Consider the following 15,269-nt stretch of genomic DNA (forward strand, 5'->3'; position numbering starts at 1 on the left):
CATTTTTATATTAACATTACCGATTTATTTTACTTGCATTGGCAAGCTCACTATAAACGCTGTTCCTTCACCAGGACGGCTAGCTACGGTTACTTTACCTTTATGCAGCTCAACGATTTTCTTAACCAGTGATAGGCCTAAACCACTGCCACCACCGCTCGCGGTTCTAGCTTTGTCTGCCTTATAGAAGCGATCAAAGACGCGAGGTAAATCTTCGTCAGAGATGCCAATCCCACTATCATGAATCTCCACCTCTACGCGCTCATCTACTGTTCGAAGCTTGATATGAATACATCCATTCTGGGGAGTGAATTTAATGCTGTTATGAAGAAGATTGGTCCAGACCTGAGTCATCAAATCTTTTACCGCAGTTACATTCAATTCTTCCAATTCAGCCTCTACCTCTATATTTTTCTCCAGCCACTGTGGTTCAGAAGCCAGAATCGTATCTCTAAGCTGCTTATCCAGACGGTAAACCTGATTTTCAAACGGAAAGTTGCCCGATTCCAGCGCGGACAGCTTCAATAAATTATCACTGAGCCCAGATACGCGGGTACTCTCAGCCACGATAATATTAAGGTAGTGCCTCCTACTCTCCACACTCAGAGTCTCATCCTGCAGCGCAAGAGCAAACCCCCGAATAGAGGTTAGTGGAGATTGAATTTCATGCGATACATTGGAGATAAAATCCTGGCGCATGGTCTCCATCTGGCTCAGTTCACTGGCCATGACGTTGATACTCTCTACAATCTCACCGAATTCACCATAATCCTTAGTATTATCCAGTACTACATTGAAATCACCTTTAGCAATACGCCCCAAGCCTTCGATGATCGATTTATAAAAAACACGTTCCCAGCCCCGGAATAACTTGGAGGATACCAATGCCATCATGAACAAGATCACAATACCGACCATCACGCTGATTAATTGGACTACATACTCCGAGGAGGGACGCCCAACCCTGCTATATATCCAGTTCATCAGGAAATAAGCTGCACTCCAGCTAATCGCAACGCCACCGAAATAAACTAAAATCATCCCGATTCGCTTAACAATTTCTTTAAATCGATTCATGCCTCAGCCTCCAACCGATAGCCTAGCCCCCGAATGGTACGAATAACGAACCCATAGTTATCCTGATTAAATCTTTCACGCAAACGATTGATATGCACATCTAGTGTTCGTTCATTCCCCTCAAAATCATAACCCCAAATCTCTTCGATCAGTCTGTCTCTAGTCAATGTCTGACCTGGATAGCTGCCTAGCTTAAACAACAACTCAAATTCCTTAAGCGGCAAAGTGATTTCTCCATACTCTGAGGAGACCTCATACGTTTTACGGTTCATTCGCAACCGACCAACGGTCACTCTTTGTGCAGCAGAAATTTGATAACGCTTGAGCAGCGCCTTTACTCGTGCAATAAGCACCACTGGCTCAAAAGGCTTAACGAGATAGTCATCACTACCCAGCTCAAAACCTTTTACAATTTGTGAGGTTTCCCCTTTAGCCGTCAGCATTAAAATCGGAAAATCATAGTTCTGGCGCATCCGCCGGCATAGCTCCCAGCCGTCCAAATTGGGCATCATCACATCAATAATAGCTAAATCTATATTATTGCTTTCCAGTATCTGAAGAGCCTCCAGTCCATCGGAAGCTCCATAGATCTCATCCATTCCCTCAGCTCTCAGAAATACTTCTACCAATTCGCGGATGTGCGGATCGTCGTCCGCTACTAGTATTTTTGTCATGTGTCACTGGAGCCTCCTCTTTCTCTTCTGTGTCCTTAATCTCAATGGTATTCATTTGTAGCTGTTGAGTGGCAAATTCCCGGTATAGCTCATGATTGTCCAGTAACTCTTCATGTCTTCCCATTCCGGTAATCTGACCCTTTTCCATAAAAATAATCTGATCTGCATTTACAACCGTAGCCAAACGGTGGGCAATAACAACCGTGGTACGACCCTTCATTAAATTGGACAGCGCCTTCTGCACTACCGCTTCTGATTGACTATCGAGACTGGAGGTCGCTTCATCAAGCATAAGAATCTTCGGATTCCGCAGCAATGCTCTGGCAATGGCAATCCGTTGCCGTTGTCCACCAGACAGCTTCACGCCTCTTTCGCCGACATCCGTATTATATCCTTCAGGAAGGGCATCAATAAATCCATCTGCATAAGCCATGGCTGCTGCTGTGCGCATCTCCTCACTGCTAACGTCCCGATCCAATCCGTAGGTTAAATTCTCAGCAATCGTACCGGCTAACAGTGGGCTTTCTTGTGAGACGTACCCGATCTGCTTCCGCCACGAGCGCAGTGAGAAGGTCGACACTGGCATGTCGCCAAGCTTAATCTGACCTGACTGAGGTTTATAAAAACGTTCGAGCAACGAGAACAACGTGGTCTTACCGCCCCCGCTCGGACCAACAATAGCCGTCACCTGACCCGGAAGCATACGGAAGCTTACATCCGTCAATACATTCTCACCTTTTTTATATCCAAAGCTTAGACCCTCTACCGAGATTGGACCTTCAGCACCAGTCGCCTCTTCCTGTCCCTCGTATACTTCCTCTTCTGCTGCCAAGGTTTCAATAATACGCTCTGAGGCACCCTTAGCCTTCTGAATCTGTGTGAAGAACGTAGTCAATTGAGTAAGTGGCATAATTATCTGAATAAGATAAAGAATAAAGGCGACTAGTTCACCAGCGGTAAGGACACCGGAAGATACCTGCATTCCACCGTAGCCGATAATGACGACGAGCAACATCATAAAAACAAAGGAAACTAGCGGACTGATCATGGCGCTAATCTTACCTTCACGAATACCAAAGGAAAGCAGATTCATAATTCCGGTTTTGCCTGCTTCGTACTCTTTCTTCTCTGCACCCGAGGATTTCACCAGACGGATCTCTGACAATACACCACTTAATGTAGCGGTAAACGAGGCTGTCTCGTCTTGCATCCCCTTGGAGATTTTGTACATCTGCCGTCCAAGCGGCACTAGAATCAGCGCAGAAAGCGGAAGCACTGTAAAGAGAACCAGCGTCATTTTCCAATTGAGAAATAATAACACTGAAATAGAGCCCACAATGGAGATCACTCCGGTAAATAAACTAGCTAAATGTTCAGAAATCAGTGTTTTGATGATCCCTGTGTCATTCGTCATGCGGCTGACGCTTTCTCCTGTTCGATTGTCGTTGTAATAAGCCACAGGCAGAACTAAAAACTTACGCCACAGGCGATCCCGCAGACCTGCAACCATCTTCTGACCCACATAATTAAGCAGATAGATGGAGATCCCTCCCGCAATGGTCTGCGCGATAAACGCGGCTGCTATACCCGCAATCTGAAGCTTACTAACGGAGGCTAGTGAGAAGCCATCCACTAAATTCTTAGTGAACATCGGAATTACCAGACTGACTAATGTCGATATCATGCTTAGTGCAATGGCTATAGCCAATAAGCCGTATGAAGGCTTGGTTTCTCTTAGTAGCATCAGGAACGGCTTCAGCGCCATCTTGCGCTTGGATTCGGATTTCTTCATGACAATAACTCCCCTTTTCTTGGTACCTCTACGAGAAAAGCATAGTAATGTCTTTCTCGTCTTTCAATTATCCTATCTGCAAATTGTAAACTGAAGTTAAACCCGCTGATTAGCCATTTTGCGTCTTCTTCACCTTTTGTACCACGTTTTATGCGTTTTTTGTCGCTTATCGTCTCAAACCTAAATAAACACCAAAATAATGTAAAAAAGTAAAAAAGGGTGTTTGTATCCCTTTTCAACACGTGTTACAGTGATAGAAGGGCCTACTATTGGTCATTCTACTCCATGCAAGATATTTAGTGAGAAAGGAGTGAACCATTTGCGAAAAGGCGCTATTCCATCTTCTATCACGTCTTTAAAATGGTTCAATTTTTTTGTATATGGAACCATGGTCCTCTTCACCAGCTTCTTTCAACTATACTTGCTGGATGTAGGGATGAACAAATTAGAGATTGGTGTCTTATTCTCTATGGGAGCGCTAGTATCCATATTTGCAAATCCATTCTGGGCGTTCTTAACAGACCGTTCTCAGAATATACGGCGTATCGTTTTGTTTATGTTATTCGGAACGCTAGTGGTCTCACAGTTTATGTTTCGAGCAAATACATATGAGATGATCTACAACGCCATTATTTTATTTTATTTCTTCCAAGGGCCATTATTTGCTCAAAGCAACTCGATGATTCTTAGCTATATTGAAGGAACTAATCAGCGCTTCCGTTCTTTCCGGCTTTGGGGCTCAATAGGGTGGGCACTGATTGCGATTGTCGCCGGTTTTATCCTTGATTGGGCTGGCGTATCCATCTTGACCTATCTGCTTACAGCGTTACTAGGCGCATCAATTCTATCCGTTCTTGTATTACCTAAAATTAACCATACCATTATGAGAGCTCCGATGCCGTTTAAAGGCCTAAGTAAAGTGATTTTCAATCCCTTTTTCCTGTTGTTTTTGTTATTTGGCATTCTGGTTTCCATACCAAACACGATGAACACCACATTCATCTCATTGTATATTACGGATCTGGGCGGTTCTAAAAAAATGATTGGTCTTGCCGTGTTCCTCTCCTCCATTTTGGAGATAGGCGTATTCGTTCTCTGTGACCGATTCCTAAAACGTAAAATTTCTGTTCTGCTCGGCTGGCTTGCATTGGTCAGTGGTTTGTTCGTTCTGCGTTGGTGGTTTATGGCTGATGCGACCACTGCCATTCAAGTAGTGTTTATTCAGATTTTGCACTGCATAACGTTCGGCGGCTTCTTCTATGTAGGGACCCAATTGACGATGCTCCTGATTCCACGGCCTTATCGCTCTTCCGGACAAGCGCTCTACACCCTAAGCTGGAGTGGGATATCCGGTTTCATTGGAGGCATTCTCGGAGGTTGGATGTATCAATATCTGGGTGCGCAGAGCATGTATCAGACGGGTGTATTCTTGACGTTGTTTGGAACGCTCGGTTTTGGCTTTATGTGGCTCTTTGTTAGTCGTGGAGGTTATCGTCCCCCTACAGAGGAAGAAGAAGAGCTATCCGAGATTGAAATTTTATAGACACGAAAATAAAAAAGAGGCTCAGGCGTACCCGCACGGGACGCTTGAGCCTCTTTCAATATAATCAACTTGCTCGAGTTAAATATTAACCTTGTTTAGGAGGTTGAAATGAACTCTTCAGTGAAACGATAAGGTTGAATACAAGATGTCCAGGTGCCGAATATTTGCTATCCACATTAAAATAGCCATGACGGAAGAACTGGAATTTATCCTGAGCCACGCTATCCTTAAGCGCTGGTTCAACAAACCCTTGTAAGATTTCAATGGACTTAGGATTAAGCTGATCTAAGAAGCTAGGCTCCGATTTCTCTACCGAGGAATCCAAACCTTCTACTTCCACAGCCTCATCCGCTTCTTCAGCAGAAATCAGAGGCTCGTATAAACGGAATTCCGCAGGAACCGCTTGGCTAGCTTCCACCCAGTGCAACGTCCCTTTTACCTTGCGGCCTGTAAATCCGCTGCCACTCTTCGTTTCTGGATCATACGTACAATGCAGCTCCACTACCTCGCCATTCTCATCCTTAATAACCTCATTACATTTGATGAAATAAGCGTGCTTCAGACGTACTTCATTGCCAGGGAACAACCGGAAATATTTGTTCGGCGGATTCTCCATAAAGTCATCACGCTCAACATAAATTTCACGTGAGAACGGAATTTGGCGTACACCCATTTCCTCATTCTCTGTATTATTCTCCGCTTCAAGCCATTCTGTTTGACCTTCCGGATAATTGGTGATAACAACCTTAAGCGGTCTCAGCACAGCCATTGTACGCGGTACAGTTAGCTTAAGATCCTCACGGATAAAGTGTTCCAGCATTTGCAGATCCACCAGGCCCTGACTCTTAGAGATACCTGCTTCATACACGAATTTACGAATCGCTTCCGGCGTATATCCTCTGCGGCGTAGACCAGAAATCGTCGGCATCCGCGGATCATCCCAACCATCCACATGTCCTTCGTCTACAAGCAGCTTCAACTTACGCTTACTAGTCATCGTTTGAGCTAGATTCAGACGACCAAATTCATATTGATGTGGAACAGACGGCATCTCACATTCAGCTACAACCCAATCATAAAATGGACGTTGATCTTCGAATTCGAGTGAGCAAAGGGAGTGAGTAACTCCCTCAATAGCATCTTCTAACGGATGAGCGAAGGTATACATTGGATAGATACACCATTTATCGCCTGTGTTATGGTGATGTGCATGTGTAATCCGATAAATTACAGGATCACGCAGGTTAATGTTCGGTGATGCCATGTCGATCTTGGCGCGAAGGACCTTCTCGCCGTCCTTGAATTCGCCTGCACGCATACGCCGGAACAAGTCTAAATTCTCTTCGATGCTACGATCGCGATGCGGACTGTTCTTCCCTGGCTCCGTCAGCGTTCCCCGCAATTGACGAATTTCATCCGCACTGAGGTCATCGACATAAGCTTTGCCCTTTGTAATTAATAATTCGGCACGTTTGTACATTTCCTCAAAATAATCAGATGCAAAACGCAGCTCTTCCCATTCATAACCGAGCCACTTTACATCTTCCTGAATCGAGTTCACATATTCCGTATCCTCTTTGGCCGGATTCGTGTCATCAAATCTTAGGTTCGTCTTGCCACCGAACTCATCCGCCAGTGTAAAGTTAATCCAGATCGCCTTGGCATGTCCGATATGTAAATAACCGTTCGGCTCCGGCGGAAAGCGTGTAATAACTTCCTTTACTTTACCCGTACGGAGGTCCTCGGTAATAACATTTTTAATAAAATTGGAGGGGGTGCTACGGTTCTCCACAGCTATCAACCTTTCGTTCTGTAGTGTTACACTACTTCTTGTATAAACATGTTTCCTACTAATATACCCGTTAACCGTAGATTGTTCAATAAAAGGGGGCATAAGGCATAGATCATTTTTTAGCATCTTTAGACCTTTTGACTTCTGTCAGGGCGATAGAGTAGCATGATAATCATAAGAAATAATCCATAATCATACATAAGGCCTTGTGCCAAAAAGGAGGCAACCGCTTGTTTAATTATGTCATCGATGAAGAGCTGATGTTAAAGCCGCTCATGCCGGAGCACGCTCGGCACATGTTCACGTTAGTAGAGCACTCACGGGATCGACTAAGACAATGGCTCCCTTGGGTGGATGCCGTTACGGAACAGGCTCATACTCTAGATTTCATCAAAAATGCGATTAAACAAAGTACCGAGAATGGTGCTTTTACCGCTGGACTGTGGGTTCGTGGTGAGCTCGCCGGTGTGATTGGGTATCACCAGATTGACTGGCATAACCGATCCGTTGGGATCGGCTACTGGCTTGGTGAAGGATTTGAAGGCAAAGGGTATATGACCAGTGCCTGTCGGGTTCTAGTGGACTATGCACTTCTGGAAATGGAGCTGCAACGTGTAGAAATCCGCTGCGCAACCGGCAATGTTTCCAGTAGAGCGATTCCGGAACGGCTTGGTTTTGTGCTTGAGGGTGTGATTAGACAGGCAGAGAAATTGCCTGATGGCTACGTGAACCACGCCGTATACGGTTTGTTACGTAGCGAGTGGCAATTGCTCGGCTAAGTTAAGCAAGTAAAATAAGCACACAAAACCAAAATAAACCTGGCAGGCATATGCCTCCGGGTTTATTTTGGCTAATAGATATAGTCTAACCCTCCGACAGACCCAGCTGTTTTCGAAATTTGTTCCGAACTACGGCAGAGAGCGCCTCTAGCTCCGCAAGCTCAGCCAGTGCAGCTTCCTCTTGCAGGCCCACCTGCATTAAATGCAGAACATGCGCTACGGACGCACCGCCAGCACCATCTTCTTTTTTAACAATGGCATCTCCGGTTGAAATCTTCCCCTCACGAAGCACACGCAAATAAAATCCGCTATATCTAGTATCCAGCACTTGAGCGGGGAGATCTGCCGGACCATGCTTTTGCGAGATTTTGAAGCAAGGATAACGTGGCTGGCTGACCTGCAGCACAGTGGTGCCTATTTCGTACACATCACCTATGCACACGTCTGTCTCCAATAAGCCGGCAGTTGTTATATTTTCCCCGAAGGCAGAGTATTCCAGCTTCTTCCCTAGCTGCTTCTCCCAGTAGGAATAATGCTCAATCGGATAGGCACAGACCGCCTTATCAGGGCCACCATGATGTTTAAGATCCGCTTGACCATCTCCGACAAAACCGTTGGTATGTAACTGAACCGCTCCTTCTACAGGCATTTTATAAATCCCAGTCTCCAAAGGTTTTCCCCGATAATCCACTGTTACCGGCCGCCCCACGTTAAGCGAGATGATCTCCATATCCTTCTCCTCCTGTCAGCATGCAGCACATAAATATTTCATCCACATAACGACCGCCAAGATAAAACTCTTCCCGCAGACGTCCCTCTTCTACAAATCCACATTTACGATAAAAAGAAAGCGCTGACTCATTGCAGGATAATACGCGTAAACGAAGCTTTCGAATAGCATTTTCTGCGGCATGTTCCTTAATCGCCTCTATGAGCTGCCGGCCAATACCTAAGCGTTGATAATCTGGATGGACAGCAATATAGACTTCGCACACATGCCTGTTGCTCTCCATTCGACTAGGACAACCAAACCCAACATATCCGCAAAGCTTGTCATCCTTCAGCGCTACAAGTTGCGAACCCGGAGGAGCATTCAATAGGTAATCCTCTTGGGAACGCCACATTAAAGGCCCCGGGCTAGTGTGCTCCGTCCAGATCAAATGATCCAGATGAATCAGTTCCCGCACGTCTTTAATCTCTGAGAACCTTATGATAAACCTATCCCTGTTGCTTAGTTTCATATAAGATGTACACCCCTTGCCTTGCACCTCTATAGAATTCACAGTAGATCAACTGAATCCACTATGCACAACTATCCTATTGACCGCTCCAGTGAATTTCCTCGGCGGTTGATATACGCATGAACAATAAAGAATCCTACGGATAGCAGTGCCATCGCACATGCCAACCATGCGGTAGGCGCTAAGCCTCCACTATCATACAATCTACCCATTAAGTAAGGCCCAATCACCCTTCCGACTGCCCCCATACCTCCACTAAGCCCTAAATAGAATGGAGCACTTCGACCTGCATGATCCGAAATAAAGGAAGGCATGGCCGGAGATATCAGCATTTCCCCAAGCGTAGCGAGCACCATCCCAAGCACTAGACCTGAATAAGTCGGCATCCATAAAAGAACAGCATAACCACCCAAATAAAATAGAGCACTTACAGTCATTTGCGCTGTTGAGGTGGACGCGAACCAACGTTTAATCACCGTTACGAGCGGCTGGGCCGCAAAAATAAGAATACCGTTGAGCGTCCAGAGAAAACCATAAGTCTTCTTAGGCCAGCCCTCAGAAATAATGAACGGAGATACCCCTGTATTCCAGATAGAGTTCCCTAACAGTAGGAACATCGAGGCAATACCCATATAAAGATAAATCCGTGTATGTCCCATTAGCTTCCAGGTGGATTGTTTGTCAGGACCAGCCTTCTGGTGTTCTGCGACCTCCTGTGAAGAATCTCCTCCGACTTTCTTGAGATATACAAAAAAGAATACCGCAAATACCGCTGAAGTTATGCCGTTCATTACAAAGCTGAGCATATAAGAAATATCGGCCAAAAAACCACTTAACGCCGTACCCAGTGCTACACCAATATTATTAGCGACATAAATAACATTAAACAGCTCTCCGCGCTGCTTCGTAAAACGAAAGCCGATAAATGCCTGAATCGCAGGTAATGACAATGAATTAAAGAGTCCTACCAGTCCCATCGCGACCATAAATAACGTCCAGTTGTTACTTGCTGCCGGCAAAGTGAACAGTGCAAGTGCATTCATGCCCAGCGCTCCGACAATCAGCCGGTTAACGCCTACCTTATGATAGAGTGAGCCCCCGAGTAGTTGACCCACAATCCCTCCAACTGATTGAATAAGAATCACTAATCCAGCATCCGACATGCTGCGTCCAAGCTCATCAAAAACATACATTGTAACCAGTGGCCACATCAGTGCACTACCCGTTGCATTAATAAGGCTAGCAATTAAAAATATCTTAACTTCTTTAGGATAATTCTGTAAAAACTTCATAAGTAGTGTACATCCCCTGTAATATATGTGTCATTATTCCATCCAGTATTATCCCAAAACAGGGTTCAGGGCAAGCAGACGCATTGACGTGCTATCGTGATAAAGTCTTAGTGCACTTTACCTCTTAATTAGGACTAACTTCAACCGTAGCTGAGAAAAAAGTAGCACCCGTTCCCATCTATTTATATTTTATAGTTGCTGCTGTCGTCCGTAAAGCAGACTAAACAAAACGATGTGATTCGTTCTTGCAAAGTCGGGGTAATAGAGCCTAGAAACACTCCCCCTTCTAAAATCCGCCGTGCGTCCGAATCGTTCCCCCGAGCTCGGATACATCACGGCGGATTTTATTTGTCTATAACATCAAAAAGCACCCCTCGACTATGCTAAGGAGTGCTCTATAAGATAGGTTTAGGCGTGTTTCTTTACACCGCTGCCGGACATGCTGTCCACGGATTGAATAGATGCTGGCTCTTTACGTAAGTAAGCCATCCAATAAGCTGCCGCAACAAAGATCGCACCGCCAGTCAAGTTGCCTAGCCATACCGGAACAAAGTTGTTGAAGTACTCTCCCCATGAAAAATAGCCTTCAAAAATAGCCGCCGGAATTAAGAACATGTTAGCTACAACGTGCTGGAAGCCGATAGCTACAAAAGCCATCGTCGGGAACCAGATACCGAGGATTTTACCACTGAAGTTATCTGCTCCATAGGAGAGCCATACCGCCAAAGCTACGAGCCAGTTACAACCGATACCGGAAACAAATGCCGGCAAGAAGTCTGCCTCAAGCTTATGCCCTGCCATCTCTACTAATTTTTCCAGATACACACCGTCAGAGGTTAAACCAACCACGTGACCAAAAAAGTAAGCTACAAACAAAGCTCCCGCTAAATTGCTCAGGGTAATCAATACAAGATTCTTAATAACTTCCCAGAAAGATATCTTCTTCGCCATAAAAGCAAGCGGCACAGCCATCATATTGCCTGTCAGTAGTTCTCCCCCTGCAAGCAATACTAGAATCAATCCAACAGGGAAGACTGCTGCCCCAATAAAGTTAGCGATAGATCCCCATTCATGCGGTGCGCCAGCAATGACGCGAATATCCAGTAAAAATCCGAGCGCGATAAACGCCCCTCCCAGAAAGCCCAGAATTAGTACGGTGCTTAAAGGATTGTGCGCCTTTTTTATGCCGTTCTCGACCGTGACTGCGGCAATCTGCTGCGGTTTATTATAAGCCATGATTCCTATCCCCTTCATCTATTTACTTAAAATTTGTTCCTTTACGACCATTGTAGCGTGTCACAAAACACAATAACGTGACAATTATCACTTAATGAAAAACTAAGTGAAACTTTTCACTGACATGTCAAATTTAACGAAGCGCATCCATAATTACAATTGTAAGAATAGGCTCCATATTATTTTAAAGGTAAATAGTACCAGCATCAAACATGAAAAAACCGAAGCCATGAATGGCTCCGGTCTACCCGACTATAATGTTCTTATGCAATTACGTTAAACGGTTACTGCCTCTTTACTTGGTACTGATGTCGGCAGCGCTTGAATTCCTACGGTGTTCAGGAAGTTCCAAGGCTTATTGTAATGAGGTTGGAAGAAGAAATCGATAAAGGCCAGCTGGTCGATTGTCATTTTATTTTGAATACATACAGATACGGTGTTGATCGATTGCGTCAAATCCATCTTGGACATAATTTGTGCTCCGACAATGCGGCGTGTAGCACGATCAAATACAACTTTTAATTGAACCTGCTCGAACGTTGGCATAAATTCTGGACGGTAGTTGTCAATAATCGTGGTAGTCTCTACGTCCATGCCTTCAGCCTTAGCCGCTTCTTCTGTAAGACCGGTAGCAGCGATATTATCTTCATAAATCTTAATGCCCGAAGTCCCTTGAGTGCCCATATATGGAATCGTCTCTGTCATCAAGTTACGTGCGACCAAGGTGCCCATCCGTACTGCGTTGGTTGCTAGTGGAATATAAGCGTGCTTCCCTGTAGGGTTGTAATGAATCGCACAGCTGTCACCAGCGGCATACACATCTGGGCAACTAGTCTGCATATAGTCGTTGACCAAAATCGCACCATTTGGCAGCATATCCACCTGGCCTTTTAAGAGTTCAGTATTCGGACGGAAGCCGATGCAGAGAATAACAAGATCCGTCTCATGCTCTCCTGCGCTTGTGATAACCTTGGTAACTTTACCGCCTTCTCCAGCAAAAGAACTGACCTTCTCATTCAGTGCCAATTTAATGCCGTGATCCTTAAAGGATTGTTCGATTGGTGCAGTAAACTCTGGATCCAAATATTTATTCAGAATGCGGTCTTCACCATCAATCAGCGTTACTTGCTTCCCATTCATTTGGAAGGCTTCCACCAATTCAACGCCGATATAGCCAGCGCCTACGACTGTGATTTTGTTCGCATGTTTAGCTTTTTCTATAATGGTGTTGGAATGTTCATAATTCTTGCAAAGCAAGACGCCTTCCAGCTCAAGCCCTTCGAGCTTCGGCACAATCGGCCATGATCCAGTAGTCATAATCAGCTTATCGTAGGTATCCTCAAACTCCTGTCCAGTTGCCAAATTGCGAACACGCAGTGTTTGGGACTTCGTATCCACTTCGGTCACTTCATGACGCATGTTCGTCTTTACTCCGAGCTCTGCAAGCTTCTCTGGGGAAGAATAGAACAGTCCGTGCGGGTCTTTGACCACTCCACCTACATATAAAGCAATGCCACAGGATAAGAAGGAAATATTATCGTTACGCTCATATACCGTAATCTCAGCTTCTGGGTACAGTTGGGCAGTATTTACAATTGCGGCAGTTCCGGCATGGGTACATCCAATGACAGCTATTTTCATCATTTTCTTCCTCCTTCAAATGGACAACCTGGTTATATATTTGACTTGATTGACTGACCAAACTAGATATCTGATCACCGATGAGTTAATTGTGATTTATTTCACTTTATAAACTGATTATATTGTGATATTTATCACATTACAAGTCTTTTCGCCTATATTCTCAGATTGTTCACAATTTTAAGCATTTTCCGTCACCACTGCCGATGCGACCTTGTTAGCTTTGCCATGGGCGTAAGACATTATGTTCAGACCCCTCAGGATATACTTTCTTATAGCGCACAAAAAAGGCTTCCCCCTAATCCAACAGGGAAAAGCCTGATCATAAACCTAATTTACACCAAACCGTGAATCTCGCCGTCCTCATCCACCCATAGTGCCTCAGCGGCAGGTTTAGCCGGTAGACCTGGCATCGTAACAATATTCCCCGTAATGACAACAGCAAACCCTGCACCGAGCGAAAGGGTAATATCACGGATACCTACGGTAAACCCTTCAGGCGCGCCAAGCAATCTTGGCTGGTCCGAGAAGGAATACGGTGTCTTCGCCATACATACTTGAAGATCATTTAACCCAAGGCGCTCGATCACCGCCAGGCTGCGTTTAGCCGCAGGGGAAAAGTTAACCTCAGCACCACGGTAAATTTCGCGCACAATCTTAGTGATTTTAGAAGGAATGTCGAGTTCATCCTCATACAAAGGCGCAAAGCGCCCAGTGTCGCTATGCTCCAGAAGCTTCTTTAGTTCCGAAGCCAACTCTTGTCCGCCCGCACTACCTTCTGCCCATACCTTGGATATTGCCGCAGGAACGTTCAATCGGCGACAAGCCTCTACAACATCATTAATCTCTTCCGGGCTGTCACCTTCAAAATGATTAATGGCAACAAGGACAGGTACCCCAAATTTGCCGAGATTCTCTACATGCCGCTCCAAATTAGACAATCCAGATCGCAGCGCCGTCCGGTTCTCAGTTTGAAGCTCATTCTTAGGTACACCACCGTTATATTTCAAGGATTTCACCGTCACGACAAGCACTGCCGCTGAAGGGGTTAGACCGGCTTGCCGGCATTTGATATCCATGAATTTCTCTGCACCAAGATCCGCTCCAAAGCCTGCTTCCGTGACAACAACATCTCCCAGCTTGAGTGCGTAACGAGTGCCGATAACACTGCTGCAGCCATGGGCGATATTTGCAAATGGACCGCCGTGTACAATAACAGGGGTGCCCTCCAAGGTCTGTACCAGATTAGGTTTAACTGCTTCCTTCAGCAGGGCTGCCATCGCTTCAACTGCCCCTATTTGCTCTGCCGTTACAGGTTGTCCCTCTTGGTCATATCCAATCAAGATACGGTTTAGACGCTTTTTAAGATCGCTCAGATTATCGCATAAGCATAATACAGCCATAATTTCTGAAGCTGTCGTAATCTGGAATCCACTTTCCCGTACGGCTCCGTTTCCATCTCCGAGCCCTGTCACAACATTCCGCAAACTGCGATCGTTCATATCCATCACACGTTTCCAAACGATGCGCTGTGGATCAAGACCCAGTGCATTGCCTTGGAAGATATGATTGTCAATCATCGCAGACAATAGATTATGTGCAGAAGTCACTGCATGAATATCGCCTGTAAAGTGCAAATTAATCTCATCTGCCGGAACGATCTGCGACTTGCCGCCACCAGTGGCACCACCCTTCATGCCTAGGCATGGTCCGAGAGATGGCTCGCGTAGAGCAGCCACGGTCTTTACACCTGCTGCGTTCAGTGCCTGTGCCAGCCCTATGGTGGTTAAGGTCTTTCCTTCGCCGGCAGGGGTGGGATTAACCGCAGTGACCAGCACCAGCTTGCCATCTGGCTTGTTCTTCTTTTCCTCCCATAAGGACGGTGAAAGCTTACTTTTATATTTGCCGTATAGTTCCAGATGCTCTTCGCCAATTCCCGCTTGTGCCGCTACCTCTGTAATTAACTTCATGCTTGTATAAAACCCTCCTGCCGTTATTATCCTGCTGCATTCCACGCTTTATGCATATTTTGCATTGACATTACATTCTCTTCAAAGGATACATGGTCTCTGTAAAGCGTCAAGTATAATTTATCACAATAAAATTCAAGGCAGCTATTTCCTTATTCCTATGTAAAAAAGAATCCCGTCGAGACTCGGCCAAAGACCGGGTTCGAAAGGATACTTCTAAAGAAACAATTTA

12 protein-coding genes are annotated in these 15,269 nt (G+C 45.3%); 2 read left to right on the plus strand and 10 right to left on the minus strand.

Features of this window, described 5'->3' with window-relative positions:
• Window positions 1-24: 24 nt before the first annotated feature.
• Genes NST74_RS27815 through NST74_RS27825 form a run of 3 tightly spaced genes read right to left on the minus strand, consistent with a single transcriptional unit; the run spans window position 25 to window position 3,543 of the window.
• Entirely contained in the window at window positions 25-1,077 is a 1,053-nt protein-coding gene (locus NST74_RS27815) for a HAMP domain-containing sensor histidine kinase (RefSeq protein ID WP_341115492.1), read from the minus strand.
• Window positions 1,074-1,751, minus strand: a complete 678-nt coding sequence (locus NST74_RS27820; protein WP_042131402.1) for a response regulator transcription factor — start codon at window positions 1,749-1,751, stop codon at window positions 1,074-1,076. The genes NST74_RS27815 and NST74_RS27820 overlap by 4 nt, the downstream gene beginning before the upstream one ends.
• Window positions 1,681-3,543 carry an ABC transporter ATP-binding protein gene (locus NST74_RS27825; protein WP_341115494.1) on the minus strand — a complete coding sequence of 621 codons (1,863 nt, stop codon included), beginning with the start codon at window positions 3,541-3,543 and terminating at the stop codon, window positions 1,681-1,683. The genes NST74_RS27820 and NST74_RS27825 overlap by 71 nt, the downstream gene beginning before the upstream one ends.
• 310 nt (window positions 3,544-3,853) lie before the next feature.
• Here NST74_RS27825 and NST74_RS27830 point away from each other — a divergent pair, with 310 nt between their 5' ends.
• Window positions 3,854-5,086, plus strand: coding sequence for an MFS transporter (locus tag NST74_RS27830; RefSeq protein WP_341116003.1), 1,233 nt, complete (start codon window positions 3,854-3,856; stop codon window positions 5,084-5,086).
• 85 nt (window positions 5,087-5,171) lie between these two features.
• On the opposite strand, the gene NST74_RS27835 is transcribed toward NST74_RS27830, so the two are convergent.
• Window positions 5,172-6,878 carry a glutamine--tRNA ligase/YqeY domain fusion protein gene (locus NST74_RS27835; protein WP_042131405.1) on the minus strand — a complete coding sequence of 569 codons (1,707 nt, stop codon included), beginning with the start codon at window positions 6,876-6,878 and terminating at the stop codon, window positions 5,172-5,174.
• A 230-nt stretch (window positions 6,879-7,108) separates the two neighbouring features.
• Here NST74_RS27835 and NST74_RS27840 point away from each other — a divergent pair, with 230 nt between their 5' ends.
• Window positions 7,109-7,657, plus strand: a complete 549-nt coding sequence (locus NST74_RS27840) for a GNAT family N-acetyltransferase (RefSeq protein ID WP_341115496.1) — start codon at window positions 7,109-7,111, stop codon at window positions 7,655-7,657.
• An 85-nt stretch (window positions 7,658-7,742) separates the two neighbouring features.
• On the opposite strand, the gene NST74_RS27845 is transcribed toward NST74_RS27840, so the two are convergent.
• The 6 genes from NST74_RS27845 to NST74_RS27870 all read right to left on the minus strand — a co-directional run bounded on the left by NST74_RS27845 (window position 7,743) and on the right by NST74_RS27870 (window position 15,037).
• Complete coding sequence (locus NST74_RS27845) at window positions 7,743-8,387, minus strand: MOSC domain-containing protein (RefSeq protein ID WP_341115498.1); 645 nt, start codon at window positions 8,385-8,387, stop codon at window positions 7,743-7,745.
• Window positions 8,368-8,898: a GNAT family N-acetyltransferase gene (locus tag NST74_RS27850; RefSeq protein WP_076118994.1), complete on the minus strand. Its 531-nt coding sequence runs from the start codon at window positions 8,896-8,898 to the stop codon at window positions 8,368-8,370. The genes NST74_RS27845 and NST74_RS27850 overlap by 20 nt, the downstream gene beginning before the upstream one ends.
• A 71-nt stretch (window positions 8,899-8,969) precedes the next feature.
• Window positions 8,970-10,190 carry an MFS transporter gene (locus tag NST74_RS27855; protein ID WP_341115501.1) on the minus strand — a complete coding sequence of 407 codons (1,221 nt, stop codon included), beginning with the start codon at window positions 10,188-10,190 and terminating at the stop codon, window positions 8,970-8,972.
• 408 nt (window positions 10,191-10,598) lie between these two features.
• Window positions 10,599-11,426, minus strand: a complete 828-nt coding sequence (locus NST74_RS27860) for a formate/nitrite transporter family protein (protein ID WP_042131410.1) — start codon at window positions 11,424-11,426, stop codon at window positions 10,599-10,601.
• 276 nt (window positions 11,427-11,702) lie between these two features.
• Window positions 11,703-13,067, minus strand: a complete 1,365-nt coding sequence (locus tag NST74_RS27865) for an FAD-dependent oxidoreductase (RefSeq protein ID WP_341116004.1) — start codon at window positions 13,065-13,067, stop codon at window positions 11,703-11,705.
• 335 nt (window positions 13,068-13,402) lie between these two features.
• Window positions 13,403-15,037: a formate--tetrahydrofolate ligase gene (locus tag NST74_RS27870; protein WP_341115502.1), complete on the minus strand. Its 1,635-nt coding sequence runs from the start codon at window positions 15,035-15,037 to the stop codon at window positions 13,403-13,405.
• Window positions 15,038-15,269: the final 232 nt, after the last annotated feature.

The organism is Paenibacillus sp. FSL F4-0125, assembly GCF_038008565.1.
Lineage (GTDB): Bacteria > Bacillota > Bacilli > Paenibacillales > Paenibacillaceae > Paenibacillus_AQ.